We start from the raw sequence: 25,138 nt of genomic DNA on the forward strand, positions 1-25,138 counted from the left end.
TGCTGGTTGCGGCTAGCGGGTCGGCACCGCTCCGCCGTTGACGTTGATGACCTGGGCGGTGATGTGCCGGGCGGCGGGCGAGGCCAGGAAGCGCACGACACCGGCGATGTCGTCCGGGTACCCGGCGCGGCCGACCATCGTCTCGGCCACGCGGGCGTTGTGGAACTCCTCGCTGCCGCGGTCGCCGAAGAACTCGGTGTCGGCGATGTAGCCCGGCGCGACAACGTTCGAGGTGATGTCGCGGGCGCCGAGCTGCCTGGACAGGAAGAGGTTCCAGGAGTTGAGCGCGGCCTTGGCGGCGCCGTACGACCCCGCGCCCCGGTCGGCGGCGAACGACCCGATGTGAACGACCGCGCCGCCGGACGCCAGGCGCCTGCTCAGGCCGGCCGTGGTGAGCACGGCGCTGAGGAGGTTGGCGTCGATGTTGGCCCGCCAGGCCGCCGCCAGGGCGGCGAGGTCGTCCGGTCCCTGGCCCGGCTGGCCGCCCAGCCCGACCGCGCCGAGACGCCCGGCCGCGGCGTCCAGCTCGCGGTTGCCGCCCGCGTTGTTGACCAGGACGTCCACCTGGCCCGGCAGCCGGTCGCGCAGCACCTCAATCTGCACCGGGTCGGTGGCGTCGCAGACCACCGTGCTGACCCGGTCGCCGAGCTCGGCGCGTGCCTTGCTGAGCACGGCCTCGCGCCGGCCGGTGATGAAGACATGGGCGTCCTCGGCGGCGAACGCGGCGGCCACGGCCAGGCCGATGCCCGTCCCGCCGCCTGTGACGACAACCGTCCTGGTCATGTGAGGTTCTCCATTCGGGTTTCGGAGGGGGTGGGCCGCGTGGGGCCCGGACGGCTCGCACGGGCGAACCGGGCGCGGGCGACGGCGCCGACGATCGTCACGGGCAGCGTGACGGCGGCGGCTATCGCGAAGAGGGTGCGGAAGTCACCGGCGGCGGCGAGGCCGCCCACGGCGGCGGTGCTGACGGCGGCCCCGGTGAACACCGAGGAGGCCACCAGGGACGCGGCCGTGCCCCGGACGTCGGGCGCGGACGCCTCGATCGTCCAGGTCTGCACGGTCGACTGCGCGACCGCGAGCGCCATGCCGGACAACAGGCTGGCCACCAGGATCCCGGCGACCGACTGCGTGAGCGAGGGGACCAGGTAACCGACGCACAGAAGCAGGCACCCGCCGCCGAACATCGCGGCGGCCGGCACCTTGGAGTCGAGCGCCCGCACGATCAGCCCGCCGCCCACGGCCCCGAGGCCGTAGGAGCCGGTGACGACGCCGGCGAGCGCGACGCTGCTCCCGTGCACCTGGAGGGCGGCGCTGAAGAAGTTGTAGAAGCCCACCATCGCCGCTCCCTCCACGAACGCGAAGACCGTGAGGAAGCGGAACCACCCGCTGGAGAACACCTGGCCGACGCGGCCGAGCGCGAACGGGCGGCTCGTGCCGGGGGGCAGCGACTCCGGCAGCCTGCCGTACAGCAGGCCGAGCACCAGCGCGAGCACCGAGACGAGCAGGATGGCCGCCCGCCAGCTCAGCAGGTCGGTCAGGACGCCGGCGCTGACGGTCCCCGCCGCCACGCCGAGCGCCGAGACGGACATCAGACCCGCCATGGCGCGCTGGCGGCGTTCGAACGGCACCCGGTCGCCGATGTAGGCGACCGTCACCGGCACCAGCGCGGCGGCGAAGGCCCCGGCGAGCGCCCGTCCGGCGATCAGCAGGCCGATGTTCGGGGCGAGGGCGGCCAGCAGGTTCCCCGCGCACAGCCCGGCGAGCCCGACCCGCATCACCGGCACCCGCCCGACCGAGTCGGAGACGAGCCCGTAAATGGGCTGCATTATTCCGAACAGCAGGAGATACGCGGTGAGCGCCAGGGTGACGGTGGCGAGGTCGGCCCCGAAATGGGCGGCCACCGGCACCAGCAGAGGCGTGATGAGGATCAGGTCGACGTCGATGACGAACCAGCCGGCGTACGGGAGAGCCAGACCGTTTTTCTCACGCGTTTGCAGCTGAGACATCGCATTCCTAACTCGATCCGGGGGCCGGGTGGTCTGCGGCGCGGGCGCCGCCATCTGAGATCACGGCTTAATACCCCTGGCGCGGGCCGATGATCCCTGCGGACAATCTGCGATCGGCTTCGATGTGAATTGTGCTGACCAGGGATTCACATAGCAAGGGCGCGGGCGGGTCCAGGGGTCGATACGGGTGCGCGGCAGCGGTCATCCATGGCGTAACCGCAGGTCGGAACAGCCTGCCTCGCGCCGCCCGGAACGGAAGTGCGCAATCAGGAAGATGCGCGGCCACGTCCGGGACCTCACGATGGATCCAAATGCTGTCCGCCGATCAAGCGCCCCGGACCGGCCCCGGTACGGCACTTCGATTCGGCATGCGGCGAAACGCGTGGGAACTGCTCAAAAGCGGGGAGATGTGTGTCGATGCCGGCAAACAAATTCACGACGCCGCGAGACGCCGACTGCCCTATCGGATGCGCGGCCTCGGAGCGGACATCTTTGCCGGTGGCCCCCGCGGACGACCTGGACGATTACACGATAATGGCGATCAGCTCATTGTCCCCGGGCGAATCCCCTCGCCTTTCGGGCGAGGATCCCGAACACACCCGCCTGCTCGCCGAATCGGACGCCGAACTGCCGCCGATTCTCGTTCACCGCCCGACCCTGCGCGTCATCGACGGAATGCACCGGCTGCGGGCCGCCCTGCTGAGGGGCGAGGAGAAGATCAAGGTACGGTTCTTCGATGGCGACGAGGAGGCGGCGTTCGTCACGGCGGTCGAGTCGAACATCGCGCACGGCCTCCCCCTTTCCCTGGCCGACCGCGAGGCGGCGGCGGCCCGGATCCTGTCGTCCCACCCCCAGTGGTCGGACCGCGCGATCGCCGCGGTCACCGGCCTTTCGGCCAAGACCGTCGACACGATCCGCCGCACCGCGACGGCGGGCATACCGCAACTGCACAGCCGCGTCGGGCGCGACGGCCGCGTGCGCCCGCTCAACAGCGCGGACGGCCGGCGGCGGGCCTGCGAGCTGTTCACCCTGTGCCCGGACGCGTCGCTGCGCAAGGTCGCCGAGCAGGCGGGGATCTCGCTCGGCACGGCCCGGGACGTACGCCAGCGCATGCTCCGCGGCGAGGACCCGATCCCCGCGCAGCAGCGGGCCCGCGACGAGCGCCGCGAGCAGGCGCCGGCGGAGCACCGGCTCAGGCGGGTGGCCGCCGCCGGGCGGGTGGGCGGACCGAAGGACCCGGCGACGATCCTGCACCAGCTCCAGCGCGACCCCTCTGTCCGCTTCACCGACTCCGGGCGCACGCTGCTGCGCTGGCTGAACGAGCACATGACCGGGGTCCGCGGCTGGGAGTCGCTCAGCGGCACCATGCCGTCCCACTGCGCCTACATGATCGCCGACCTGGCGTGCGCGATGGCCGAGGAATGGCTGGAGTTCGCCGAACACGTCCGCCACCGCGCCGAGACCACGGCCTGAGCCGCACGCCCGATTCGACAGCGACGGCCGCCTTCCGATAGGGATAGCGATCTTGTGTCCTTCTTCGACAGGGCTGGCGGGAAGATGCGGCGGCGTGACGGACGTGAGGTCCTACCGGTCAGGTGGCGGGCGTCGCTGACGCTGTGGGCGGTGGCCTTGGTCCTGACCAGCGTCCCCTATGTCGTCTTCCTGTTCGCCGACACCGAGTCGTACGGCTTCACAAGCTTCGGCGAGAGAGAGTGTCCAGGCTGGGAGCTGCAGTTCGAGCTCTCGTCGTACACCTGGTTCCTGTACGTGGTGCCGACGCCGGTGGTGGTGGCCGTCGCGTTCGCGGGGTGGGGGCTGCTCGCCCGCAAGGGATTCCGGCGATGGGGCCGCGCGCTCGGCTGGGCGGCCGGGATCCAGGTGGCACTGTACGGCGCGGTCGAATTCGCGCTCGCCGGCTTCGACGCCGTGGCCGCAGACGGCTGCGGACGCCAGTGGAGCATATTCCTCGATGCCGGATCGGCTCGCTGGCACCTCTACAACTTCCTCATCGCCTTCCTGATCTTCCTCGCCGTGCGGGTACGCCACGCCGGCCCGCCACGCAGAGGGCCGTTCTCCCGTACGACCGCCGCGCTGGTCGCGTGCCTCGTGCCGGCCGTCCTGACCACGATGGACGCCGCGCCCGCCAAGGTCACGCGGGTGTCCTCCAAGGCGTGCGAGCCGTGGGAGATCGCCCGGTACGTACCTCAACAGCCGAAACCGGAACAGCGTGAGATCGCGTTCATCTGCACCTTCAGGCTGCAGCCGGCCTTACCCCGATCGCTCGCCCACGCGCCCGACCAAGAGTTGATCCTGTTCGGCCACCATCTCTGCGGGGTGATGCTCCGCGGTGGCCTCCAGGCCGAGGTGCTGCAGGAGGACTGGGAGATCGCCCCGAACTCGCCGGAGCTGACGCAGTCCCTGGCCTACCTCTGCCCGGAGGTGGATCGACGCCGGCGGCAGGAGGCCGAACAGAGCCGGCAGGAAGAGGAGCGGTTCGCCACCACGGCCGAGCGGCGGTGCGCGTCGTCGCCCCCGCACCGGCCTCTGATCCGCCCGCTGGTCCGGGGGCGGGCGGCGATGTGGGCGGAGTGGGGAGGGCTCACCGCGTACGAGGCGGAGGGACCCTCCGAGGACCAGGCCGCTTTCGAGAACGCCTTCGGCAACCACCTGGCGGGCAGTGCGCCGGGTGCGCTCGCCATCCTCACCGCCGACGAGGCGATGCACGTGTGCGTCACAGTCGAGGCGTACGGGAAGCGGCCTCCGGTCGAGGTCAAGGGATGGGACAAGGTCGTCGAGATCCCCTACCGCAGCACCACCGGCCATCTGGTGCTGGAGGACGACGGCACGGCCAGGCTGCCCGACCTCGCGATCAGGGGCAGGGGGGGTTACCGGGTCCGCGTGCACGAACGCGGCGCGGAGGAGGCGATGGCGAGGGACGGCGATGCCCGCGAGGAATTCCTCGTCATCGTGTATCCCGGCGCCGCCAAGCGAACCACGGTCCTGAAGAAGGGGCGGGGGTGAGCCGCCGCCCCTTCAGAACAGCGTTCCCCCGGTGAGGGCTCCTTCGAAGGTGAGGAGCCAGCGCTTTTTCTCGATGCCGCCGCCGTAGCCGGTCAGGTCGCCGGTGGAGCCGACGACGCGGTGGCAGGGGACGATGATGCCGATCGGGTTGCGGCCGTTGGCCAGGCCGACCGCCCGCACCGCCGCGGGGTTCCCGAGGCGGCGGGCCAGCTCACCGTAGGTGATCGTCTCGCCGTAGGGGATGCGGCGCAGCTGCTCCCACACACGGCGCTGGAAGTCGGTGCCGATCAGCGTCATCGGCAGGTCGAACTCGGTGCGCCGCCCGGCGAAGTACTCGTCCAGCTGGGCGATGACCTCGGGGAACGGGGTGTCGTCGGGGTCGCCGAAGGTCTCCTCCGGGGGCCGGTGGCGTTGCCGCTCCATGTAGAGGCCCGCGAAGGTGCCGTCGACCGCGACGAGGGTGAGCGGGCCCATGGGGCTGTCCGTCACCGTGTGCGTGCGGCGTCCCGCCGATGTCATGACCGTCAAAGAAGATCCTTTCGCGCCCCGTGCCGGTGTGCCGGTCGCCGGCGTCCCCGCCTGATGCCCACGGGCGCGGGCTCGCCGGCCGGGCTGCCTGCTTGTTCCAGCATCGTCCCAGGCCGCCACCCCTGTCTGGCGGAAATCCGACCTTATCGTGCAGCCCCCGGGGGTCGGGAATGCCACGGACGCCCCTTATGTTTGCTCCGTCAGAAGTTGAAAGTTCAACCAGATGGAGGAGCCATGCCGGCCATCACCGCCAACACCCTGACGCTTCCCCGCGTGGCGACACCCGACCCGGCCGTCGTCGCCCAGCGGCCGGTGCGCTCGGTCACCACCGCTCCGAGCGGCTTCGAAGGCGAGGGGTTCCCGGTGCGCCGGGCCTTCGCGGGAGTGCCCGCGTCCGTGCTGGACCCATTCATCATGATGGACCAGATGGGCGAGGTGGAGTACGCCCCCGGCGAGCCCAAGGGGACGCCCTGGCACCCGCACCGCGGGTTCGAGACCGTCACCTACATCATCGACGGGATCTTCGAGCACCAGGACTCCAACGGCGGCGGCGGCGTGATCACCGACGGCGACACCCAGTGGATGACCGCCGGTGGAGGCATCCTCCACATCGAGAAGCCGCCGGAGCACCTCGTGGTCTCCGGAGGGCTGTTCCACGGCATCCAGCTCTGGGTCAACCTGCCGCGCGCCAACAAGTTCAACCCGCCCCGCTACCAGGACATCCGCGGCCGCGAGACCGCTCTGCTGTCGTCGGACGACGGCGGCGCGCTGCTCCGGGTGATCGCCGGCGACCTCGCCGGGCACACCGGGCCGGGTTCGACCTTCACCCCGATCACCGTGGTGCACGCGACCCTCTCCCCCGGCGCCCGGCTGACCTTGCCCTGGAACCCCGGGTACAACGCGCTGGCGTACGTCCTCGCGGGACAGGGCAGCGCCGGCGTCGACCGGCGGCCGGTCCACAAGGGACAGCTGGCCGTGTTCGGCGAGGGCGGGGCGATCACGCTGGAGGCCGCGGCCAGGCAGCCCCTGGCGGAACCCGACCTGGAGGTGATCCTGCTGGGCGGGCAGCCCATCCGCGAGCCGGTCGTGCACTACGGGCCGTTCGTGATGAACAGCAGGGCCGAGATCATCCAGGCGATGGAGGACTACCAGGCGGGCCGGCTCGGGGTCGTCCCCGCGCAGCACGTCCCGCACGCCCACGGCGAGATGCCGGGAGAGGAGTGACATGACGACCGCGACCCTCATGGAGGAGTACGAGCGCGGCAGCCTGTTCTTCGACGCGCAGGACTACATCGGCGCCTCGCGGATCCTCGCCGACGTGGTCGCCGAGGCCCCGGACCACGTGGGGGCGCGGCTGCTGCTCGCCCGCTCCTACTACCACTCCGCCCAGCTCGGGCGGGCCGAGGCCGAACTGCGCGAGGTCCTGCGGCGCGCGCCCACCGAGGAGTACGCCTGCCTCCTGCTCGGCCGCACCCTGCAGCGGCAGAGCAGGCACCGGGACGCCGAGCCGTACCTGCGCCTGCACGCGGCGATGACGGGCGCGGCGGTAGAGGACCGGTGACGCGGGCAGCGATGACGCCGGGGAGCGGGTGGGGCCGGCCGACGCGCCGAAGGCCGCCGGCCGGCCCGGCCGTACGCTCGCTGTGAAGGCACGTGCGAGCCGCTCACGTGCCAAGATCGTAGTTCGGACGCCGAAGTAGCGAAGAAGCAGGAGCAGAGCAATGCCTGACACCACCGGCCTCAACCGGCTGCCCGAATGGGCGGCGCTGGCCGCGCACCGTGAGAAGTTCGGGTCCACCCACCTGCGGGAGCTGTTCGCCGACGACCCCTCGCGCGCGGAGCGGCTCACGGCACGGGTCGGCGACCTGTACCTCGACTACTCCAAGCACCTGGTCACCGACGAGACCATGGGCCTGCTCCAGGATCTGGCGCGGGCCCGGAACGTCACGGAACTGCGGGATGCCATGTTCCAGGGCGAGAAGATCAACCTGACGGAGAACCGCGCGGTCCTGCACACCGCCCTGCGCGCCCCGCGGGACGCCGTGATCGAGGTCGACGGCGAGAACGTCGTGCCGAAGGTGCACGCCGTGCTGGACAAGATGTCCACCTTCGCCGACGACGTACGGTCCGGCCGCTGGACCGGCGCGACCGGGCAGCCCATCAGGGCCGTGGTCAACATCGGCATCGGCGGCTCCGACCTCGGCCCCGCCATGGCGTACGAGGCGCTGCGCCCGTACACCTCGCGCGAACTGACCTTCCGGTTCGTGTCCAACGTCGACGGGGCCGACCTGCACGAGGCGGTGCGCGACCTCGACCCGGCCACCACGCTGTTCATCGTCGCGTCCAAGACCTTCACCACCATCGAGACGATCACCAACGCCACCTCCGCCCGCAGCTGGCTGCTTCGCGGGCTCGGAGACGTCGAGAACGCGGTGGCCAGGCACTTCGTGGCGCTGTCGACCAACACCGAGAAGGTCGCCGAGTTCGGCATCGACACGGCCAACATGTTCGAGTTCTGGGACTGGGTGGGCGGCCGGTACTCCTACGACTCCGCCATCGGGCTCTCACTCATGATCGCCATCGGCCCCGAGCGGTTCCGCGAGATGCTGGAGGGCTTCCACCTGGTCGACGAGCACTTCCGCACGGCCCCGCCGGAGGAGAACGCCCCGATGCTGCTCGGGCTGCTGGGCCTCTGGTACGGCTCGTTCTTCGACGCCCAGTCGCACGCCGTGCTCCCCTACAGCCACTACCTGAGCAAGTTCACCGCCTACCTCCAGCAGCTCGACATGGAGTCGAACGGCAAGTCGGTCGACCGCCAGGGCGAGCCGGTGGAGTGGCAGACCGGCCCGGTGGTGTGGGGCACGCCCGGCACCAACGGCCAGCACGCCTACTACCAGCTGCTCCACCAGGGCACAAAGGTCATTCCCGCCGACCTCATCGGCTTCGCCCAGCCGGTGGCCGAGCTCGAACCCGAACTCGCCGCCCAGCACGACCTGTTGATGGCCAACCTCTTCGCCCAGGGCCAGGCGCTGGCGTTCGGCAAGACGAGCGACGAGGTGCGGGCCGAAGGCGTGCCGGAGGAGCAGGTGCCCCACCGCACCTTCCGCGGCAACCACCCGACCACCACGATCCTGGCCTCGGAGCTGTCGCCGTCCGTGCTCGGCCAGTTGATCGCGCTGTACGAGCACAAGGTGTTCGTCCAGGGGGCGATCTGGAACATCGACTCGTTCGACCAGTGGGGTGTCGAGCTCGGCAAGGTGCTGGCCAAGCGGGTCGAGCCCGCCCTCACCGAAGGCGCCGACGTACCCGGCCTGGACGCCTCCACGGCCAAGCTGGTGGCCACCTACCGGACCCTGCGCGGCCGGTTCTGACCCACGCCGCCGCCGGTGGGCCACTCCCACCGGCGGCTCCTGCCCAGCGGCTGCTGCCCAGCGGCCCTGCGGGAGGTACGGGCTCCCAGCGGCCGTGCAGGAGGTGGGCTCCCAGCGGCCGTGCAGGAGGTACGGGCTCCTAGCGGCCGTGCAGGAGGTGGCGGGCGAGGACCTCCAGAGCGGCCTTCACCTCGCCGAGCCGCTCCGGATCGTCCAGGGCGGCGGCGAGCGGGCCGTCGACGGGGGCCGCCCGGGCCGCGGCCACCCGGTCGGAGACCTCGGGCGCCACGCGGATCAGCGTCCTGCGCCGGTCGGCAGGGTCCGGTCCGGTCACGACGGCGCCCGCCTCGCGCAGCCTCGCCACGGCGCCCGACACGGCGCTCTGCGGCAGGCCGGTACGCGCCGCGATCTCGCCGACCGAGGTCTCGGGATGCGCCCGCAGGTCGCCCACCACCACGAGCACCGTGCGGACGCTGGTGGTCTGCGGCCCGATGCCCTCCGTCGGCATGGTGCTCTCGCCGATCTTCATCAGGGTGCGGCCGAGAAGGAACAGCTCCACTCCGTTCACCTCCATAGGATACATCTTTTCTGATGCATCAAACTTGATACATCTAACTCGATGCTTTAGGCTCGACGCCAGAAGAGATCGACCGAAGGGATCCTCATGAACGGCACGCTGCGCGTCCCCGGCGCCCACCTCCACTACGAGGTCCGCGGCACGGGCCCGGTGCTCCTCATCTCCCAGAGCGGCGAGGGCGACGCCGGTCGCAGCGCCGACCTCGTCGACCAGCTCGTCGGCCACTACACCGTGGTCACCTACGACCGCCGGGGCCTGCACCGGAGCACCCTCGACGCCCCCGCCCGCGGCGCCACGACCCGCGAGCACGCCGACGACGTCCACCGCCTGCTGGCCGAGGTCACCGACGAGCCGGCCCTCATGCTCGGCTGCAGCTTCGGCGCCGTGCTCGGCCTGCACCTGGCCGTCGACCACCCCGGCCAGATCAGCACGCTCGTCGCCCACGAGCCGGTCGCCCCCCGCCTCCTCCCCGAGGCCGAGCGCATTCACCACGAGCGGGAACTGGCCGAGCTGCAGGAGCTCTACGACGAGCAGGGGCTGGCCGGAGCCTTCAAGAAGATCGCGGAGACGCTCGGCATCAACCCCGGCGCCCAGGAGACCGAGCCGGACCTCACCCCGCACCCGATGACGGACCAGCGCCGGGCGGACTTCGACTTCTTCATCCGCAACGACTTCACCGCCGTCGTCCAGGACACGCTGGACGTCGCGGCACTGAAGAACACCCCGGTCCGCGTCATCCCGGCGACCGGGCGCACCACCCCGCGAGACGTCTTCGACCACCGGTGCGCACACGAGCTGGCGGCGCTGCTGGGCGTCGAGGTCGCGGAGCTCCCCGGCGGCCACAACGGCAACCTGACCCACCCCCGGGCGTACGCCGCCCGCCTGCGCGAGCTCCTGGGCTAGCCGGGTTCCGGCATACGCCTCAGCGTTCCCGGACGGGTCGCCAGCCGGGGTCCACGCCCACTCCCAAAACCGACTTCCAGTCAACCCATTGACGAAAATTAATTACATGCTATCCATTAACCAAGTCAGGAAATTTCCTCATATGTGCACCACCGGAACGGGGGATCGTCCGAGCCCACCCTAGGAGGACGCGCATGGCGCGTAGCCAGCCCACCGACCCGCCCGCCGACCTACTCGCGGCCGTCCAAGGAGAGGTCTCCTGGTTCTGCTGCGGCACGGCATGGGGCCCGTGCAGCAGCACCGGACACGGAGCCTGCGGCACCTGCAACTCCGGTAGCCTCCAGCACGCCTGGCCCAACACCTCCGACGCCTGCCTGTCGATCACTCGACCCGACAGCTGCGGTGTCTCGCTGAGCCGCAGGACCTGCGGGTTCGTCCACAAGACGACGAACCTGTGCAGCGGCGCCAGCGTCAGCACCTCCATCGCCGACTGCGGACCGCAGACCGACCTGTTCTGCGGCGAGCGCAGCTGCTGCGGCGCCACCTGCGCCAGCAACCGGCTGCTCGACCTCACCCCTGCCGCCTACAGCAGGATCGCCAGCCTCTCCACCGGCCTGCGCCCGGCCGAGATCTCGGTCCCGTAGGAGGCATCGATGACCAGCAGAAGGCAACTGCTCAAGTCCGCCCTCCTCGGTGGCGGCGCCGGCGTCGTCGCCGCCACCGCCCTCGGATCGCTCGGCCCGGAGGCGGCCTTCGCCGCCACGGCCCCCGACATCGCGCCCGGCACGCCCGACCCCAACTTCGCCGAAGGCCGCATCCGGTCGATCAAGGACAACACCCTCCTCGTCCTCGGGTCGAACCTGGTCTTCCACCGGATCCGCGTCGTGGACGGCACCAGCCTCTGGAAGCTCGGCCCGGTCGCCTTCGACCAGGCCAAGCCCGGTGACGGCCTCTACGCCCGCGGCGTGCGCATGCCGGACGGCGTCCTCGCCGCCGAATCGGTCTGGCTGAACATCGTCAACATCAAGGGCCACGTCCGGAACATCACCGGCGAGAAGCTCCACCTCGACCACAACGGTAAGGAGATCCTCTGCCACCGGGTGGCCGGTAAGTCCGTCGCCGTGTACGCCGACGCGCCCCCCTCCGCCGACCTCTCCCTCCTCCAGGTCGGCCAGCACGTCCAGATCCTCGGCGCCTGGCACCCCGACACCAACGAGATCGACATCGCCACCGTCTTCTCCGCCCACTGACCCTCACCTCACCCCCCACCCCTCACACCCGCTCCCCTGCCGGCACCCTCACAGTCCCCACCGCGCCCATTCGCGGCGCCACGGGGGGAGGGGACCGGGTGTGAGGGGCCTCCCTCCCTAGGAGAGACAGAGATGCAGATGGTCGCCGCCCTGCAGCCGTACGTGGTCGGATTCGTGCTCGTCTGGGCCGCACTGATGAAACTGTTCAGCCGGCGTATGCGGGGGCAGGCCGGCCGGACGGCCCTCGCGCGCCTCGTCGGGCCGGCGCGCGCGGTGCCGGCGTTGCGGCTGGTCGGCCTGCTGGAACTCGCGGTGGCGGCGGCGTTGCTGCTGCCACCGGCCCTGCCCGTGGACGGCGCCGCGGCCGCCCTTCTCTCCACGGGCTTCCTCGCCTACCTCGGGTACGCGCACGTGGCCGCGCCCGCGTCCTCGTGCGGCTGCCTCGGCGCGCACTCCCGCCCCGCCGACCGGCGCGGCTTCGCCCGCGCGGCGCTGCTGCTCGCGATGAGCGTCGCGGCGGTCTGGGCGCGGCCCTCCTCGCTGGACACCCCGTCGGCGCTCCTCGGCGTGGCGGAGGTCGCCGTCCTTCTCGCCTTGTCCTCCGAGCTGGACCGCCACTGGCTGGTCCCCCTGCGGAAGCTGGTCGTACGGCTGCGCAGGCCGCTCGCCGCGCCCGACCCGCGGGAGATCCCGCTGGAAGTGACCCTGCGCCTGCTGTACCGCAGCCCCGCCTTCTGCGCGACGTCCGCACAGCTGTCCTCCGACGTGCAGGACGTCTGGGACGAGGACGGGCTGCGTTACGTCGTCTACGCGGCCCGCGGCCGTACGGCGGTGTTCTCGGTGCCGCTGACCGGCGACGACCCGTCAGCCGTCCGGGCCGCGCTCGTCGACGAGACGGTACTCGCCTGACCCCCGGCCGCCCGCCTCGGGGAACGGCCGGACGAGGTGCCCGCCGATCCAGCCCCGCTGCTCGCTCTCCCGGATCTCCTCCTCGGCCGTCTCCTCGATCCTGGCCACCGCGAACCGCAGGATCGGCGGCGCCATCAGCGAGGTGACGATCGCGACCAGCACCACGATCGTGTACACCTCGACCCCGAGGATGCCCAGCCGCAGGCCCACCATGGCGACGACCACCTCGATCACCCCGCGGGCGTTGAGGCCCGCGCCGAGGGCGAGGGCCTCCCAGCCGTTCAGCCGGCTCGCCCGCGCCCCGGCGTACACCCCGATGAACTTGCCGGCGATCGCGATGAGCAGGATCGCGATCCCCGCGACCAGCACCCGCGGCCGGCCGAGCGCGGTCAGGTCCATCCGCAGACCGGCGATGGCGAAGTAGACCGGCGCGAGCACGGCGAGCACGACCGCGCGCAGCGGCGCGAGCCTCGCGGGATCCGCCCGCCCCGAGGTGCCGACGAGCAGGCCGCCGACGAAGGCCCCGAAGACCGCCTCCATGCCCAGCGCGTGAGCGCCGGCGGCGGCCAGCAGGACCAGTACGGCGGCCGTCGCGACGGTGGGGCCGGGCTCCGTGGCCCCGGCGGCCGATCGCAGCGCCCGCCGGGCCAGCGGCCGGCCGATGACCAGGGCGGACGCCACCAGTACGGCAAGGTGGGCCAGGGCCGTCAGCACCGTACCGGCCGAGACCGCCTTGCCCGCCATGGCCGAGATGACCGACAGGACGAACCAGCCGAACGCGTCGTCGATCATCCCGGCGGTCAGCGTGAGCTGCCCGACGTTCCGGTGCAGCAACCCCATGTCCATCAGCACCTTCGCGATCACGGGGATCGCGCTGACGCACATCGCCACGCCGAGGAACAGCGCGAAGACCGTGGCGTCGGTACCGTGCGGGACCAGCGTCCTCGGCAGCAGGAACCCCGCCACGACGCCGAGGCCGAGCGGGACGCACAGGCCACCCGCGCTGACCCCGGCCGCGGTGAGCCCACGACGGCGCACCAGCCCCATGTCCACGTGCATCCCGGTGAGGCCGACGAGCAGCAGCACGCCGACCTGCCCGACGGCGTCCAGGAGATGGAACTGCTCGGAGGCCGCGGGGAACAGCCAGGCCGAAACCGCCGGCGCCAGGTGCCCGAGGAGCGAGGGCCCGAGAACGACGCCGGCCAGCAGCTCACCCACGACGGCCGGCATGCCGAGCCTTCCGGCCAGCCGGCCGAGGACGTGGGCCAGCAGGAGCAGCAGGGCCACCTGAAGCAGGAAGACGAGCAGGTCGTGCGTGGCGATCGGCGCTACCGGAGCGCCCGTCGAGAGCGTCATCGTTCTCCTTGCCCACAGCGCTTCTCCATGTCCGTCGGTCTCCGATCCTCCGGCGGACGGATGTCGAATCGGCGCACGGCACTGGAAGACCGTGTGAACCGGGATGCCTCGCCGCCGGGGGGCAGGACAGCGTTTCGCTAGCCTCCGGTGTTAAACCTCGGCAGAAGGACCGGGCACATGCTCGCCAACGCCGGACTCCAGGCACTCAGCAAAGCGGCACGTCTTCCTCCAGCCAACCTCCCGCCACGCCGACACCAAGCAACTCGACAGCCCGAACCTCAAGGCCATGGCCGACCGCCCCGCGGAGGCCAAGCTCCACGATTCGATGACCGCCGGACGTCTCATCCCACTGTCGCCCCCGACCTGCCGGCCACCGCCCAGCCCCCAAGCCGACCGCCGTACGCGAGCGGCCTGACTACGTCACTCCGGTGCCTGGGGCGAGTTGCTGTTCCGGACCAAGGCCCGATGGTGACAGGCGACGGTCACCACGCGGGCCGGCGCTGTCAGCGGCCCCGAATGCCCCGATCACCGCCCTCCTGTCCACCTACGCCGCCCTCGGCACAAGCTGATCAGGCCGCCGGCACCGGCCGCCTGATCGGCCTCGCGGACCTCCTGGGCAGTAAGGGAACGGCGGCCGGCGCTGAATCCCACCACCCCACCCGGTTCTCCTCGCAGAAGTCCAAGAACTGGAGCCGTCACGGAAGGACCGGAGGGCAGGGCCAGATCTTCCGAATGGCCTCGGCGCGCTCCTCGACGACACTCATCCGCAGGTTCCATTCACCTGGCGCATAGTGCTCCGGGGCGGCGGTCTCCTGCCCTGGCCACTTGCGGTAGAACAAGCCCACCTCACCGTGGAAATAGCCGTAACTGACGACACTCGCCGCGACCAGCAAGCCGGTATCGTCCGACCCTGGAATGCCCATCCACCCGCCGAGAGCCATCACCAGATCACGGCGGATGCAGATCGTGGTCGGATGCACCGGCAACCGGTAATGGTGCGCGCGCCAGTGCTCGAGCACCATTCCCGGCTCCAGCCGTCCCGTCGCCGGATCGCTGTCGAACCCGACCGTCGAGCCGTCAGGGAGCAGGTCGAGAACACGGGATGTCGTCCACTGCACGAGTGGATCCGACGTGAGGATCTCGATATCTCTCGCGACCACGCCGGGCGCCAGAATGTCGTCCTGATCGAGATTCTTCACCAGCTCGCCTTTCGAGCGTGCGAGCGCGAGGTTGCGCGTCAACGCGACACCGCCACGCCGGCCCGTACCGAAGTTGACGAGGGAATCCGCCGGAAGAATATCCCGGACCGCGCCCGTGTCGCCGTCTTCCTGGATGACCCATTCAAGCTCCCAGCCGTCCGGCAGCTCCTGGGAACGCACGGATTCGTAGGCCTCCAAAAGCTGTTCCCGCACCGGCTTGTAACTCGGCGTGACGATGGAAAGCAGGGGCACCGGCCGACCAACCTTTCAAGCTCCGTCGCCTGGACCACTCCCGCGCACCCTCCCGGCATGACACCTCCCGGAGAGCCCAACGGCGCGGCCTTCACGTGTCGATGAAGATTCGCAAACCCCCAATACCGTGACACAAACCAGTAGAAACCCCTCACCGCCCCCTCCCAGAACGACTCGCAACGATGTCCCCGGGGTTGCGTTGCGAGTTTCCACTGGTGGAAGGGGCCGCCGACCACCGGGACCTGGCCCGTGAGGAACTGCTCGCCTTCGCACAGTTCCCCCGGGAGATCTGGAAGCAGATCTGGTCCGGAAGCACACCTACCTGCGGCGCATCAGATGCGCTGAGTTGATCGGCGAGTCCACAGTTCATTGAAGGTGAGGGGAGACGCTGTGGCGCAGGGCCCGGATGTGTTTCTCACCGTGCTGCTTGGATGCGCGCCTGGATCGCCTGGAGGTCCTCCTCAGGGGCTCGCCGGGAGGCCCATTTGGGGCGTAGCCCGTCGCCCGACCAGCGCGGAATGACATGAGTGTGGAAGTGGAACACGTCCTGGCCGGCCGCCGCGCCGCTGGCGTGGGTGATGGTGAGGCCGTCAGGGGCCAGCGCCGTTTTCAGCAGCCGGGCGACACGGTGCACCATCCTGGCGACCCGGGCGTGTTCTTCTTCCGGCAGGTCCCAGATGTCGCGGGCGTGGGTGCGCGGGACAACAAGGGTGTGTCCTGGAGCGGCCGGGGCTATGTCCAGGAACGCCACGGTTGCCTTGTCGTGCAGGACACGATGCCCTGGGGCCTGGCCAACGGCGATCTTGCAGAAGGTGCAGTCGTCCACCTGACCGATGATCGCATCTGCGGCACTTTCGCCGAGTCGGCATGAGAGTCGCTGAGCCAGGACATCGAGGTTCGAGCTCGCTTGCCGGGGCCTGCATTACGGCAAGCTGCGGCCTCAGGCACGCGTGTAGGGCAAGGACGCGCACATCCGCCCTGTTCGATCACGGATCGCGCAGGAACCCCGGGCCGTCATCCGACGGCACGAGGCGCCGCGGACCAGCAAGCTCACAACAACCAGGCGACACGAAAAAGACCGGCTCGCAGAATTGCGAACCGGCCTTGATCTTGTGCCCCCTGCAGGATTCGAACCTGCGCACCCGGCTCCGGAGGCCGGTGCTCTATCCCCTGAGCTAAGGGGGCTCAACGAGTGGTAAGGCTACCAGCATCTGGAGGACTTCTGTTACTTGAAAGCCCGGACGGACGATCACGTCTCGGTTGAGGGCCTGTGATGGCAGGCGCCGAACAAGCGTCCTGCCACCACAGCCCTCCTGGCGGCGGTCTCCCCGCGCCGCCCCTCCGCCCCTCCGCCCCTCCGTCCCCCGCCCCTCCGCTCCTCCGTCCCTCCGTCCGGCCGTCCCGCCGGAGGCCGACGCCCGGCGGGAGGCGCGGGACCGCCGCCGGCTCGCGAAACGGCTTGGGACCGCCGCCGGCCCCGGGACGGCGCGAGGACGCCCAGCGGCGGGACGGCGTGGATCCGCCCAGATAGCCGGACAGGGCGGGCCGCCGGGGCGGTGGAACCGCGCGGAGTCACCCAGACACCCGGACGACGCGGGGCCCCGGGACGGTGGGATAGCGCAGGACCGCCCAGCCAGCCGGACGGCACGGAGCCCCCGGGGCGCTGGGACATCGCGGGACCGCCCAGACAACAGACGACGCAGGGCCCCGGGCGCTGGGACGTCGCGGGACCGCCCAGACAGCTGGACGGCGCGAGGCCCTCGGGGTGGTGAGTGCGCGCCGGGCCGCTCAGACAGCCGGGACGGGGTGGGGCCCCGGGGGGTCGGTGGGACAGCATGAGGATGCCAAGCGGTGGAGCGGTGTGGGTCGCCGAGGCTCACGCGCTTGGTCTGATCGCTCCTCTGTAGCGGGCCCGGTAGTAGGCGGAATGGGCGAAGTCGACCTTGCGTACGACGTCGCCGGTCTTGGGCGCGTGGACCATCACGCCGTCCTTGACGTAGATGCCGACGTGGGTGGGGTCACCGTTGCCGCCGCCGAAGAAGACGAGATCGCCTGGGCGAAGCTGAGAGAACGGAATCTTGGTGCCCTTGGCGAACTGGCTGCCCGTGTAGTGCGGCAGCGTGATCCCGGCTCGGGACCAGGCGTACAGCGCCAGTCCGGAGCAGTCGAAGCCACCGCCCGTGGCACCGGCCCTGGATCCTCCGCCCCAGACGTATGGCGTGCCGATCTGACGGAGCGCCACCGCGACGGCGACGGATCCGGCCCTGGCGGGACGCGATCGAGAGAAGGAAGCGCCGGTTCGACGGGAGTGAGGCCGGACGCCGGCCCGAGCGCTGGTTCGGGAAAGAGGCCGCAAGCCGGACCGGGAGCGAGCCCCGAAACCGGACCGAGAGCCGGGCGGGGAGCTGACCTGGGAGCCAGAGCGGAAGCCAGGCGGGGAGAAAGCCTCCGAGCCGGATCGGAGGTCACCCTGGAGGGCAGCGCGGAAGCCGGGCCGGGAGAGAGCCCCCGAGCCGGGCACGGGGTCAGTCTGCAGGTCGAGGCGAGGGAAGGCCTCGGAGTCGGGCCGAGAGTCGGTCTGGAGGGCAGGCCGGGAGTCGGGTACGGAGTGAGGCCGAGGGCTGGGGCGGGGGGTGGCTCGGGAGTGAGGCTCGGTGCTGGGGCGGGATGTGGAACGGGCCTTTGAGTTCGAGCATGGCCCGCCCCCTCCGGCTTCGTCACGCGAACGAGCCCTGGATTGCTCGCTGGGACGTCGACTGGACCCACCTCTGGGGTCACCGGTGGCTTCGCCAGCGGCCTCGTCGAGGATCGCCGGTTGATGGACGACGGTGGGGGCGAGGGCGTCCCCTCCTCCCTCACCGCGGCGGCCGGGCCGGCTCTGATCGAGTCGATGCTCTGAGGATCGACGAGGGCCGAGGTGATGCGCTGGCCAGGTCCACATGCGGGCGCCAGGAGAGCCGTAAGGGTCGATCTGGCGATGAAGCGATCCGGCCGACTGGGAGGGCGGCTGGGAAGGGGCGGGAGTCGGGGGCTCGGTGGGTTCGGAACCCGTCAGTAAGAGGGCATCGCCGGTGATGAAGTATCGGCAGAGGGAGACCATCGGGGCCTTTCCAACCTCTCTTGAGCCTCTCCCAAGATCCCCTCGGGAGGTCGAGGCGATGCGCCGCCACACCCTGGGCACGGTCGGCGACGACTGAGCGAGCGGGGTCAAGGAGATCGCGGTGAGCCATCTCCTGAGTGTGGCTTCGGACCAGTGGGGGACGACGGTGCCAGGCCACTGAGCGAGGCTGAATGGCCACCAGGCCGCTGGTGGAGTGTGTGGCGATCGGAGCTGCACGAGGCCGAGCAGCCCCGCAGGGGCTTCGGGCCCGGACGACTCGGCGGAGACTTCGAGACCAGACAGCTGGGCAAAGGCTTCGGGGCCGGGCGGGTGGCCGAGGACTTGTCGGCCGGGCGACGGGGTGCGGGCTTCCAGGCGGGGCAGCCAGCGGATGTGAGAGCAACAAGCTGCCTGCAGGCGCGGAACGCCCGTAGAACCTCCGGAAAGAGCCGCCCCCGTGACAAGGACGGTGGTGACGAGCATCGTGATCACGGATGCCCTCCCTTGGGCTCGACGAAGAATCGAGGTGCCAGGATCGGCCGGGCGGGCGGGTCCACACGGAGCCGAACGCGGCTCTGTGGACTACCGAAGCGGCGCGGGAAACGAGGTGGAACCGAAATCAGACGCTGACCTGCGGACATGCGCGAGCGGCTGAGACAGTCCCACCGTTCCTGTGGATAAACGAGACGGCAGGGGGCCGTGGTGGACAGCATCCGGGGGCGGACCGGCGCTGGATGCGGTCTGATGCAGACAACTGCTCTTCCTGCCCCTCCAGGGCCTCTCCGACGTGTTCAAGCCAGCGTGCTGGTGGGCTGGGAAGCGGCCGGCAGAGGGGGGCATGCCCAGGGCGACGGGCGGCATAGAGCGAGGAAAGCAAGGCCGAGGCGCTACGCAGCTCGAGGGACGTCCCAGAGTAAGGGGGCGGGAGGCAGGGGCGACGGAAGGAAGCGGTGGTGGTTCAGGGTGGTCTTGTGGGGTGAACAGTCGCGAGCGTTGACAAAGTTTTGCCAAAAGGTCGCGAGATCCTATTTGGCGAGTTAGCCTCGCGGCCGTGGAAGAGGTTCTGGGACGCGTGCTGGTCGTCGATGACGACGAGGTGATTCGGCAGCTCATCGCCGTGAACCTCAGCTTGGAGGGCTTCCAGGTCGAGACGGCGACCGACGGGCAGGACTGCCTTGATCGCGTGGCCGCCGTGCAGCCCGACGTGATCACGCTGGACGTGATGATGCCTCGCCTGGACGGCTGGATGACGGCCACCAAGTTGCGCGCCGACGAGAGCACCAGTCACATAAAGATCATGATGATCACAGCCCGGGCCCAGGAAGACGACAAGAAGCGCGGCCTCGGTATCGGCGTCGACGCCTACCTGACGAAGCCGTTCGATCCGGCCGAGCTGATCGACGTCGTCCGCGAGCTCACTCGCGCCGCTCGCGCCACGAGCGACAGTTGATCCTGGAGACGGCGTATCCCGTCAGGATCGCATCTGGAAGAACGTCGTCGAACACATGAAGCCAGGGTCTCCGCCCTCGTTTAGCCGAGTGAGCTTTGTCGGTGATCCCGCTGCCGGACGAGCTTTGTGAGTGATCCCGCTGTTCCCGCGTCGTGATTCGGGTTCGAGGAGTGTTCGGGGTTCCGCTCGGCGGCAAGGCTGCTGACGAGTCGACAAAACACCACGCCACATAAGAGGGAGAAGGCAGCCCGTCAAGAACCGAGTCGCGGACGGTGACGTCCTCACCGCAGACCACGAACACCCGAGAGCCACAGGAAAGGCCCTGGCCCGGCCGCCAAATGGGCCAACGACTGCACCGGAGACCACGAACACCCCCAGGGCCACAGAAACGTCGCGACTCACCCTCGAACGAACCAACGGCCGCGCCGGAGACCGCGGACACCTCAGGGGCCACGGGAAAGGCCGTGGCCCGTCCGTTGAGTGGGCCAACGACTGCACCGGAGACCACGAACACCCCCAGGGCCACAGAAACGTCGCGACTCACCCTCGAACGAACCAACGGCCGCGCCGGAGACCGCGGACACCTCAAGGGCCGTGGAAACGTCGCGGCCCATCCGTCGAGTGGGCTGCGGCCGGCCGGAGGGTCACTACTTGACAGGCATGAGCAAGTACTTGCTATTGTCCGTCAAGTGAGTACGAGCGAGCACGTGGCGCTGGTCGAAGAGCTGGTCGGGCTGGTCGAGCGGCGGGTCGTCGATCCGTTGGAGATCCTGTTCGGCTCGGACGAGCAGGTGGGCCCCGTCAGGGAGCGGCTGCGGATCGAGGCCGAGGTGTGGGCCGCGCAGTTGCTGGGACGTGACGACGCTCTCGCGGTTCGTACCGCGGCGCGCCTGATCGCGGCGGTCTTCCCCGGGGACGACCTGTTCGATCCGCCCGAGGAGTGGTGGCGCACGGCCTTCGGCAGGGTGGTGGCCAGACGGGTGGGCCACCCCGGGAGGGAGGCGGTGCCGTTCGCCACCGCGGGGGCGATGCTCGGCATCACCCGGCAAGGAGTTCACGACCTGGTCAAACGCGCGAAGCTCGACCGGCATCCCGACGGCGGGGTGACCACGCAATCGATACGCGAACGGCTGAATCAACCTCAGGAGCGTTATGCCGCACGACGTGACCATCACTGAACACGAAATCCCTCTCGCGGCGCGGGACTTCGGCGGGCACGGCGCGCCCGTGCTTCTCCTCCATGGGCTCGGCGGCACGCTGGAGGCGTGGGACGGGTTCGAACTACGGGACCACCGGGTCGTGGCCATGGACCTACGGGGCCATGGGCTGTCCGGTGACGGGCCGTGGGAGTGGGAACGGGTTCTGGACGACGTCGAGGCCGTGGTGAAGTATTTCGGCCTCGGCAACCCGGCGATCGTCGGGCAGTCGCTGGGGGGAATGCTCGCCGTACTGTGGGCCCGGCGCCACCCCGAATGCCCGGCCATCGTCAACCTGGACGGATTGCGGTCCGCCGAGAGCGACCCGGGCAACTACCCGGGGATGGATCCGGTCGCGCGGGACCAGGAGCTGGCGAAGCTCAAGGCCGTGTTCGACGCGCAGGTCGCGACCATGGGCCGGCCGCTCCCTCCCGAGTTCCTCGCGATGTTCCCCGAAAGGGCCCGCATCGAGAAGGACGGGGAGATCTACGCCCGGCCCGGCGCGGAGCTTCTCAACGCGGTGCGATACACACCGGAACTTCGCGACACGATCCCTCTGCTGCGTCAGGTCACCTGTCCCGCGCTCGTGGTGATCGCGAACCAGGACCCGCCGGGGATGTCGGGCGGGGAGCTGATGGAGGCGTACAGAAGAGGGGTACGGCGCGACCTCGCGGGCGTACCGGCCAATGTGCGGGTCACGGAACTGGACGCCGGTCACGACATGCTCGCCCAGCAGCCGGAAGTGGTCGCCGCGCTCGTCACGGAGTTCCTGGCGGCGAATGGTCCGGGCAGCAGGTCGTCGGGCTGAACCGGGAGTACTGGGTGGCGTCCACGCGCGCGCAGACGTGGCCGACCACCGATTGCCGCGCTCCCCTCATCGAGCCGAGCCGGGAGCACCCGGGCTGCGTCCACGCACGCGCAGACGTGGCCGACCACCGATTGCCGCGCTCGCCTCATCGAGCCGAGCCGGGAGCACCCGGGCTGCGTCCACGCACGCGCAGACGTGATCGACCACCGACTTAGCCGCGCTCCCCTGGACCAGGTGATCGGGGATCACCGCGGCGACGCGGCGCCTCTCTCCCGTTCGTCTGACACAGATGGCCAAGGGAGCGCCCGAAACCCGCCGGTGCCGTTCGCCGCGTTCACGTGGTGTCACCGGGGGCCGCGGTCAGGCCTTCCTGGTGGGCGTAGGCGGCGGCCTGGGTGCGGGAGGTCACGCCGAGTTTGGCGAGGATGTTGGAGACGTGGACGCTCACGGTCTTCTGGGCGATGAAGAGCCGTTCGGCGATCTCGCGGTTGGACAGGCCGATGGCGACCAGGGCGAGAACCTCCTGCTCGCGGCCGGTCAGCCGTCCCTGAGTGGACGGGGTGGTGAAGCGGGCGCGGCGTCCGAGGGCGGCGAGGGCGCGGCCGAGAGGGGCGGCGCCCAGTTTGTCCGCGGCGGCGACGGCCTGCCGCCATTCGGCGAGCGCCTCGTCGCGGTCGCCGGCCGCCAGCAACGCCTCGGCCAGCCGCCAGCGTGACCGGGCGACCTCGTAGACGAACCCGTAGTCGAAGGCATCGACGACCCCGCGCCACAGGTCGGGGCCGTCGGTGCCGTTGACCCGGTGCCACTCGGCCTCGGCGCGGGCCAGCCAGGCTCGCCCCTCGATCCCCATCTCGCCGCGCGCCCCGGACCCCGGGCCGATCGTGGCCGAGGCGCGGGCCCGTCGCAGCAGGTCGTCGGCCTGCTCTCCGCTCTCCCCCAGCTCGGCCAGGGCCCACAGCCCCGTGGCGCAGATGCGGATGGTGACGGCCTCGTACGGCTCCAGTACTTCGAGGACGGCCTCGACGTGGTCGAGGGCGGTTCGCGGATCGTCGTTCCACAGTGCGTGCTCGGCGGCGAGGCCGCGCACGATGTAGGTGACGAACCCGTCGGGCCAGAAGGGCTCGAGCCAGGACATCCGCTCTTCGACGATCGCGTCGCCGCGCGCGACTTCGAGGAAGAGGGCATACCCCGACAGCAGGGCCTCGCGGATGCTGCCGACCCGTATGGCGAAGCCGGACGCGAGAGCGGCCGCCTGTTCCCAGTCGCCGGCGACGTAGTCGATGAGCAGCCGGAGGAAGGTGAGGTCGGTGCCGTAGACGCTCCACGTGAGGCCGGTCTCGCGTGCCAGTTTCGCGCCGTCCTCGGCGATGACGGCCGCGGCGGCGAGGTCGCCGCGTTCGTACCGCACCCGCGCGAGGTGGAAGATGGCGCGCAGGTCGATGGACAGGTTGCCCGAGCTGATGCCGGCGGCGAGGGCGAGCAGTTCCTCGGCGCGCTCGAGGTGGCCCTCGATCTCGGTGACCATGGCCAGGGAGATCAGCGCGCTGGATTCGGCGTCGCGGACGCCCGCCGATCGCGCCGCCTCCAGGGCCCGGCCGGCCAGCTCCCTCACCTCGTCGTGCCGGGAGGTCCAGGTGAGTGATCGTGCGTACGTCGCGAGGGCGCGTGCGGTCATCCGCCCGGACGCCGGTCGGTCAGGCGGGGAGCCGGTGGCCAGCTCGACGGCGGTTCTGGCGGCCTCTACGGCCGCGTCGTCGCCCGAGTCGATGAGGTAGTAGGCGAGTCGCTCCCAGATCTCGGCGGTCGGCTCGGTGGTGCTGAGCACTTCGCGCAGCTGGTTGATCGCCTGGTGGGGGTCGCCGCTCTCGTCCGCGGCGGCGGCGGACAGCAGGGCGAGGCGCACCCTGTCGATCCCCGCGACGCGTTCGGCGTCGGGGACGCGGTGCCACAGGGCGAGTGCCTGGTCGTAGTGACGGTGGGCCTCGCCGGGCGCGCCGACGCGATCGGCCCGCCGTCCGGCCTCGACCGAGGCGGCCAGGGCTCCGGGGAGGTCGTGACCGGCGAGATGGTGGTAGGCGAGTTCGGCCGGGGAGTCGTGGAGCAGGCGGCTGAACTCACCGTGCAGGCGGGTGCGTTCTCCGGGGAGCAGGTCGGTGTAGACGGCTTCCTGGAGGAGCGCGTGGCGGAAGGCGTACCCGTAGTCTCCGTCGGGCAGCAGCAGCCCGCGGGACACGATCTCGCGCATGGCCGCCTCCAGCTCGGCGTCGTCGAGGCCCGAGACCTTCCGCAGCAGGTCGTGGTCGATGCGGCGGCCCGCGACCGCCGCCGCGCGCAGCACCCGCTGGGCGGGCTCCGAAAGCCGCTCGGTGCGCGCCAGGAGCAGGTCGGCGAGGTTGTACGGGAGGCCTTCGGCGGCCAGGAGCTCCTCGGCGTAGAACGGGTTTCCCTCGGCCCGCTCGATGATGCCGCCGATGACCTTGGCGTCGGACGCGCCGAGCGAGACGAGGTGGTCGGACATCTCGTCGGCACTGAGCGGCGCGAGCTTCACGGCGGTCACCGAGGGAAGTCGCTGCAGCTCGGCGAGGAGGGGACGCAGGGGGTGGCGACGGTGCAGGTCGTCGGTGCGGTAGGTACCGAGGAGGCAGATCCGCTCGCGATGGATCATTCGGCTGAGGAACACCAGCAGGTCACGCGTGGAGCCGTCGGCCCAGTGGAGGTCCTCGAGGACGAGGAGCACGGGCCGGGCCTGCGACAGCTCGGTGAGGAAGTCGAGCACGGACCCGAACAGCTGCTGCTGGGCGAGCCCGGAGCCGGTCTCGGGCGCCGCGACGGACGACGCGCCGGGCACGAGCCTGCGGAGCATGGGCCGCGTCTCGATCGCCTCCGCCAGGCGGGGGTCGCCCGCGGCGCCGCGCAGGGCGTCGGCCAGGGGAAGGTACGGCAGGGCGTCGCCCAGCTCGGCGCACTGCCCGCCGAGGACGGCGAAGCCCCGCCCGGTGGCCAGCCGTACGATCTCGGCCACCAACCGCGTCTTGCCGATGCCTGCGTCGCCGCCGATGACGGCGACCCCGGCCTGCCCGTCACCCGCGGCGTCGAGCACGGCGAGCAGGCGGCCGAGTTCGTCCGACCGCCCCACCAGCGCCCCCGGCGCCTCACCCAACACCACGCTCGGAGTATGCCATCGTGATTGGACGGGAAATGCCACGCCATAT

21 protein-coding genes and 1 tRNA gene are annotated in these 25,138 nt (G+C 70.6%); 12 read left to right on the forward strand and 10 right to left on the reverse strand.

Going from position 1 to position 25,138, the window contains the following annotated elements; all coding sequences use genetic code 11:
- Nucleotides 1–12: 12 nt before the first annotated feature.
- Together KIK05_RS00695 and KIK05_RS00700 are read right to left on the reverse strand one after the other, a co-directional pair.
- Nucleotides 13–783, reverse strand: coding sequence for an SDR family NAD(P)-dependent oxidoreductase (locus KIK05_RS00695; protein WP_214408502.1), 771 nt, complete (start codon nucleotides 781–783; stop codon nucleotides 13–15).
- A complete protein-coding gene (locus tag KIK05_RS00700; protein ID WP_214408503.1) occupies nucleotides 780–2,006 on the reverse strand; it encodes an MFS transporter in 1,227 nt (408 codons plus the stop codon). The genes KIK05_RS00695 and KIK05_RS00700 overlap by 4 nt, the downstream gene beginning before the upstream one ends.
- A 498-nt stretch (nucleotides 2,007–2,504) precedes the next feature.
- Between KIK05_RS00700 and KIK05_RS00705 the strand changes: the two genes are divergently transcribed.
- Together KIK05_RS00705 and KIK05_RS00710 are read left to right on the forward strand one after the other, a co-directional pair.
- Complete coding sequence (locus tag KIK05_RS00705) at nucleotides 2,505–3,479, forward strand: ParB/RepB/Spo0J family partition protein (RefSeq protein WP_308249674.1); 975 nt, start codon at nucleotides 2,505–2,507, stop codon at nucleotides 3,477–3,479.
- Between the two features lie 150 nt (nucleotides 3,480–3,629).
- On the forward strand, nucleotides 3,630–5,027 hold the full coding sequence (locus KIK05_RS00710; RefSeq protein WP_214408504.1) for a hypothetical protein: 1,398 nt from the start codon (nucleotides 3,630–3,632) through the stop codon (nucleotides 5,025–5,027).
- Between the two features lie 12 nt (nucleotides 5,028–5,039).
- Here KIK05_RS00710 and KIK05_RS00715 read toward each other — a convergent pair whose 3' ends face one another.
- The gene (locus KIK05_RS00715) at nucleotides 5,040–5,546 is read right to left on the reverse strand and encodes a methylated-DNA--[protein]-cysteine S-methyltransferase (RefSeq protein ID WP_214408594.1); all 507 of its coding nucleotides are present in this window, start codon (nucleotides 5,544–5,546) and stop codon (nucleotides 5,040–5,042) included.
- A gap of 243 nt (nucleotides 5,547–5,789) precedes the next feature.
- Between KIK05_RS00715 and KIK05_RS00720 the strand changes: the two genes are divergently transcribed.
- From KIK05_RS00720 to pgi, 3 genes are all read left to right on the forward strand, one after another.
- Entirely contained in the window at nucleotides 5,790–6,779 is a 990-nt protein-coding gene (locus tag KIK05_RS00720) for a pirin family protein (protein WP_214408505.1), read from the forward strand.
- A 1-nt stretch (nucleotide 6,780) separates the two neighbouring features.
- Nucleotides 6,781–7,116, forward strand: coding sequence for a tetratricopeptide repeat protein (locus tag KIK05_RS00725; RefSeq protein WP_214408506.1), 336 nt, complete (start codon nucleotides 6,781–6,783; stop codon nucleotides 7,114–7,116).
- Between the two features lie 160 nt (nucleotides 7,117–7,276).
- A complete protein-coding gene (pgi, locus tag KIK05_RS00730; RefSeq protein ID WP_214408507.1) occupies nucleotides 7,277–8,926 on the forward strand; it encodes a glucose-6-phosphate isomerase in 1,650 nt (549 codons plus the stop codon).
- 139 nt (nucleotides 8,927–9,065) lie between these two features.
- On the opposite strand, the gene KIK05_RS00735 is transcribed toward pgi, so the two are convergent.
- Nucleotides 9,066–9,500, reverse strand: coding sequence for a MarR family winged helix-turn-helix transcriptional regulator (locus KIK05_RS00735; RefSeq protein ID WP_372455557.1), 435 nt, complete (start codon nucleotides 9,498–9,500; stop codon nucleotides 9,066–9,068).
- A 90-nt stretch (nucleotides 9,501–9,590) separates the two neighbouring features.
- On the opposite strand from KIK05_RS00735, the gene KIK05_RS00740 reads away from it, so the two are divergent.
- The 4 genes from KIK05_RS00740 (at nucleotide 9,591) to KIK05_RS00755 (ending at nucleotide 12,565) form a co-directional block, all read left to right on the forward strand.
- On the forward strand, nucleotides 9,591–10,406 hold the full coding sequence (locus KIK05_RS00740) for an alpha/beta fold hydrolase (protein ID WP_214408509.1): 816 nt from the start codon (nucleotides 9,591–9,593) through the stop codon (nucleotides 10,404–10,406).
- Nucleotides 10,407–10,600: 194 nt separating this feature from the next.
- Nucleotides 10,601–11,050: an RlpA-like double-psi beta-barrel domain-containing protein gene (locus KIK05_RS00745; RefSeq protein ID WP_214408510.1), complete on the forward strand. Its 450-nt coding sequence runs from the start codon at nucleotides 10,601–10,603 to the stop codon at nucleotides 11,048–11,050.
- A 9-nt stretch (nucleotides 11,051–11,059) separates the two neighbouring features.
- Nucleotides 11,060–11,656, forward strand: a complete 597-nt coding sequence (locus tag KIK05_RS00750; protein ID WP_214408511.1) for a cell wall protein — start codon at nucleotides 11,060–11,062, stop codon at nucleotides 11,654–11,656.
- A gap of 132 nt (nucleotides 11,657–11,788) precedes the next feature.
- On the forward strand, nucleotides 11,789–12,565 hold the full coding sequence (locus tag KIK05_RS00755; protein WP_214408512.1) for a MauE/DoxX family redox-associated membrane protein: 777 nt from the start codon (nucleotides 11,789–11,791) through the stop codon (nucleotides 12,563–12,565).
- Here the strand turns inward: KIK05_RS00755 and KIK05_RS00760 are convergent.
- The 5 genes from KIK05_RS00760 to KIK05_RS48650 all read right to left on the reverse strand — a co-directional run bounded on the left by KIK05_RS00760 (nucleotide 12,521) and on the right by KIK05_RS48650 (nucleotide 17,614).
- The gene (locus KIK05_RS00760; RefSeq protein ID WP_214408513.1) at nucleotides 12,521–13,921 is read right to left on the reverse strand and encodes a cation:proton antiporter; all 1,401 of its coding nucleotides are present in this window, start codon (nucleotides 13,919–13,921) and stop codon (nucleotides 12,521–12,523) included. The two genes, KIK05_RS00755 and KIK05_RS00760, sit on opposite strands and share 45 nt — an antisense overlap.
- 695 nt (nucleotides 13,922–14,616) lie before the next feature.
- Nucleotides 14,617–15,372, reverse strand: a complete 756-nt coding sequence (locus tag KIK05_RS00765) for a glycosyltransferase family 2 protein (protein WP_214408514.1) — start codon at nucleotides 15,370–15,372, stop codon at nucleotides 14,617–14,619.
- 415 nt (nucleotides 15,373–15,787) lie between these two features.
- A complete protein-coding gene (locus tag KIK05_RS00770) occupies nucleotides 15,788–16,198 on the reverse strand; it encodes an HIT family protein (RefSeq protein WP_214408515.1) in 411 nt (136 codons plus the stop codon).
- Nucleotides 16,199–16,485: 287 nt separating this feature from the next.
- Nucleotides 16,486–16,557: transfer RNA gene (locus tag KIK05_RS00775), tRNA-Arg, on the reverse strand.
- A 691-nt stretch (nucleotides 16,558–17,248) separates the two neighbouring features.
- Complete coding sequence (locus KIK05_RS48650; protein ID WP_308249676.1) at nucleotides 17,249–17,614, reverse strand: C40 family peptidase; 366 nt, start codon at nucleotides 17,612–17,614, stop codon at nucleotides 17,249–17,251.
- A 1,909-nt stretch (nucleotides 17,615–19,523) separates the two neighbouring features.
- On the opposite strand from KIK05_RS48650, the gene KIK05_RS00785 reads away from it, so the two are divergent.
- The 3 genes from KIK05_RS00785 to KIK05_RS00795 all read left to right on the forward strand — a co-directional run bounded on the left by KIK05_RS00785 (nucleotide 19,524) and on the right by KIK05_RS00795 (nucleotide 21,926).
- On the forward strand, nucleotides 19,524–19,922 hold the full coding sequence (locus tag KIK05_RS00785) for a response regulator transcription factor (protein ID WP_308249677.1): 399 nt from the start codon (nucleotides 19,524–19,526) through the stop codon (nucleotides 19,920–19,922).
- A gap of 689 nt (nucleotides 19,923–20,611) precedes the next feature.
- Nucleotides 20,612–21,100, forward strand: a complete 489-nt coding sequence (locus tag KIK05_RS00790) for a hypothetical protein (RefSeq protein WP_214408516.1) — start codon at nucleotides 20,612–20,614, stop codon at nucleotides 21,098–21,100.
- Entirely contained in the window at nucleotides 21,087–21,926 is an 840-nt protein-coding gene (locus KIK05_RS00795; protein WP_214408517.1) for an alpha/beta fold hydrolase, read from the forward strand. The genes KIK05_RS00790 and KIK05_RS00795 overlap by 14 nt, the downstream gene beginning before the upstream one ends.
- A 334-nt stretch (nucleotides 21,927–22,260) precedes the next feature.
- Here the strand turns inward: KIK05_RS00795 and KIK05_RS47885 are convergent, their stop codons facing one another.
- Entirely contained in the window at nucleotides 22,261–25,092 is a 2,832-nt protein-coding gene (locus KIK05_RS47885) for an ATP-binding protein (protein ID WP_308249678.1), read from the reverse strand.
- Nucleotides 25,093–25,138: the final 46 nt, after the last annotated feature.

Origin of the sequence: Sphaerisporangium fuscum, assembly GCF_018531465.1 — a bacterium.
GTDB lineage: Bacteria > Actinomycetota > Actinomycetes > Streptosporangiales > Streptosporangiaceae > Sphaerisporangium > Sphaerisporangium fuscum.

Coding starts and splice junctions, on each gene's coding strand:
- KIK05_RS00695 (WP_214408502.1), bottom strand. CDS start 783: ATGACCAGGACGGTTGTCGTCACAGGCGGCGGGACGGGCATCGGCCTG.
- KIK05_RS00700 (WP_214408503.1), bottom strand. CDS start 2,006: ATGTCTCAGCTGCAAACGCGTGAGAAAAACGGTCTGGCTCTCCCGTAC.
- KIK05_RS00715 (WP_214408594.1), bottom strand. CDS start 5,546: ATGACATCGGCGGGACGCCGCACGCACACGGTGACGGACAGCCCCATG.
- KIK05_RS00720 (WP_214408505.1), top strand. CDS start 5,790: ATGCCGGCCATCACCGCCAACACCCTGACGCTTCCCCGCGTGGCGACA.
- KIK05_RS00725 (WP_214408506.1), top strand. CDS start 6,781: ATGACGACCGCGACCCTCATGGAGGAGTACGAGCGCGGCAGCCTGTTC.
- pgi (WP_214408507.1), top strand. CDS start 7,277: ATGCCTGACACCACCGGCCTCAACCGGCTGCCCGAATGGGCGGCGCTG.
- KIK05_RS00735 (WP_372455557.1), bottom strand. CDS start 9,500: ATGGAGGTGAACGGAGTGGAGCTGTTCCTTCTCGGCCGCACCCTGATG.
- KIK05_RS00740 (WP_214408509.1), top strand. CDS start 9,591: ATGAACGGCACGCTGCGCGTCCCCGGCGCCCACCTCCACTACGAGGTC.
- KIK05_RS00745 (WP_214408510.1), top strand. CDS start 10,601: ATGGCGCGTAGCCAGCCCACCGACCCGCCCGCCGACCTACTCGCGGCC.
- KIK05_RS00750 (WP_214408511.1), top strand. CDS start 11,060: ATGACCAGCAGAAGGCAACTGCTCAAGTCCGCCCTCCTCGGTGGCGGC.
- KIK05_RS00755 (WP_214408512.1), top strand. CDS start 11,789: ATGCAGATGGTCGCCGCCCTGCAGCCGTACGTGGTCGGATTCGTGCTC.
- KIK05_RS00760 (WP_214408513.1), bottom strand. CDS start 13,921: ATGACGCTCTCGACGGGCGCTCCGGTAGCGCCGATCGCCACGCACGAC.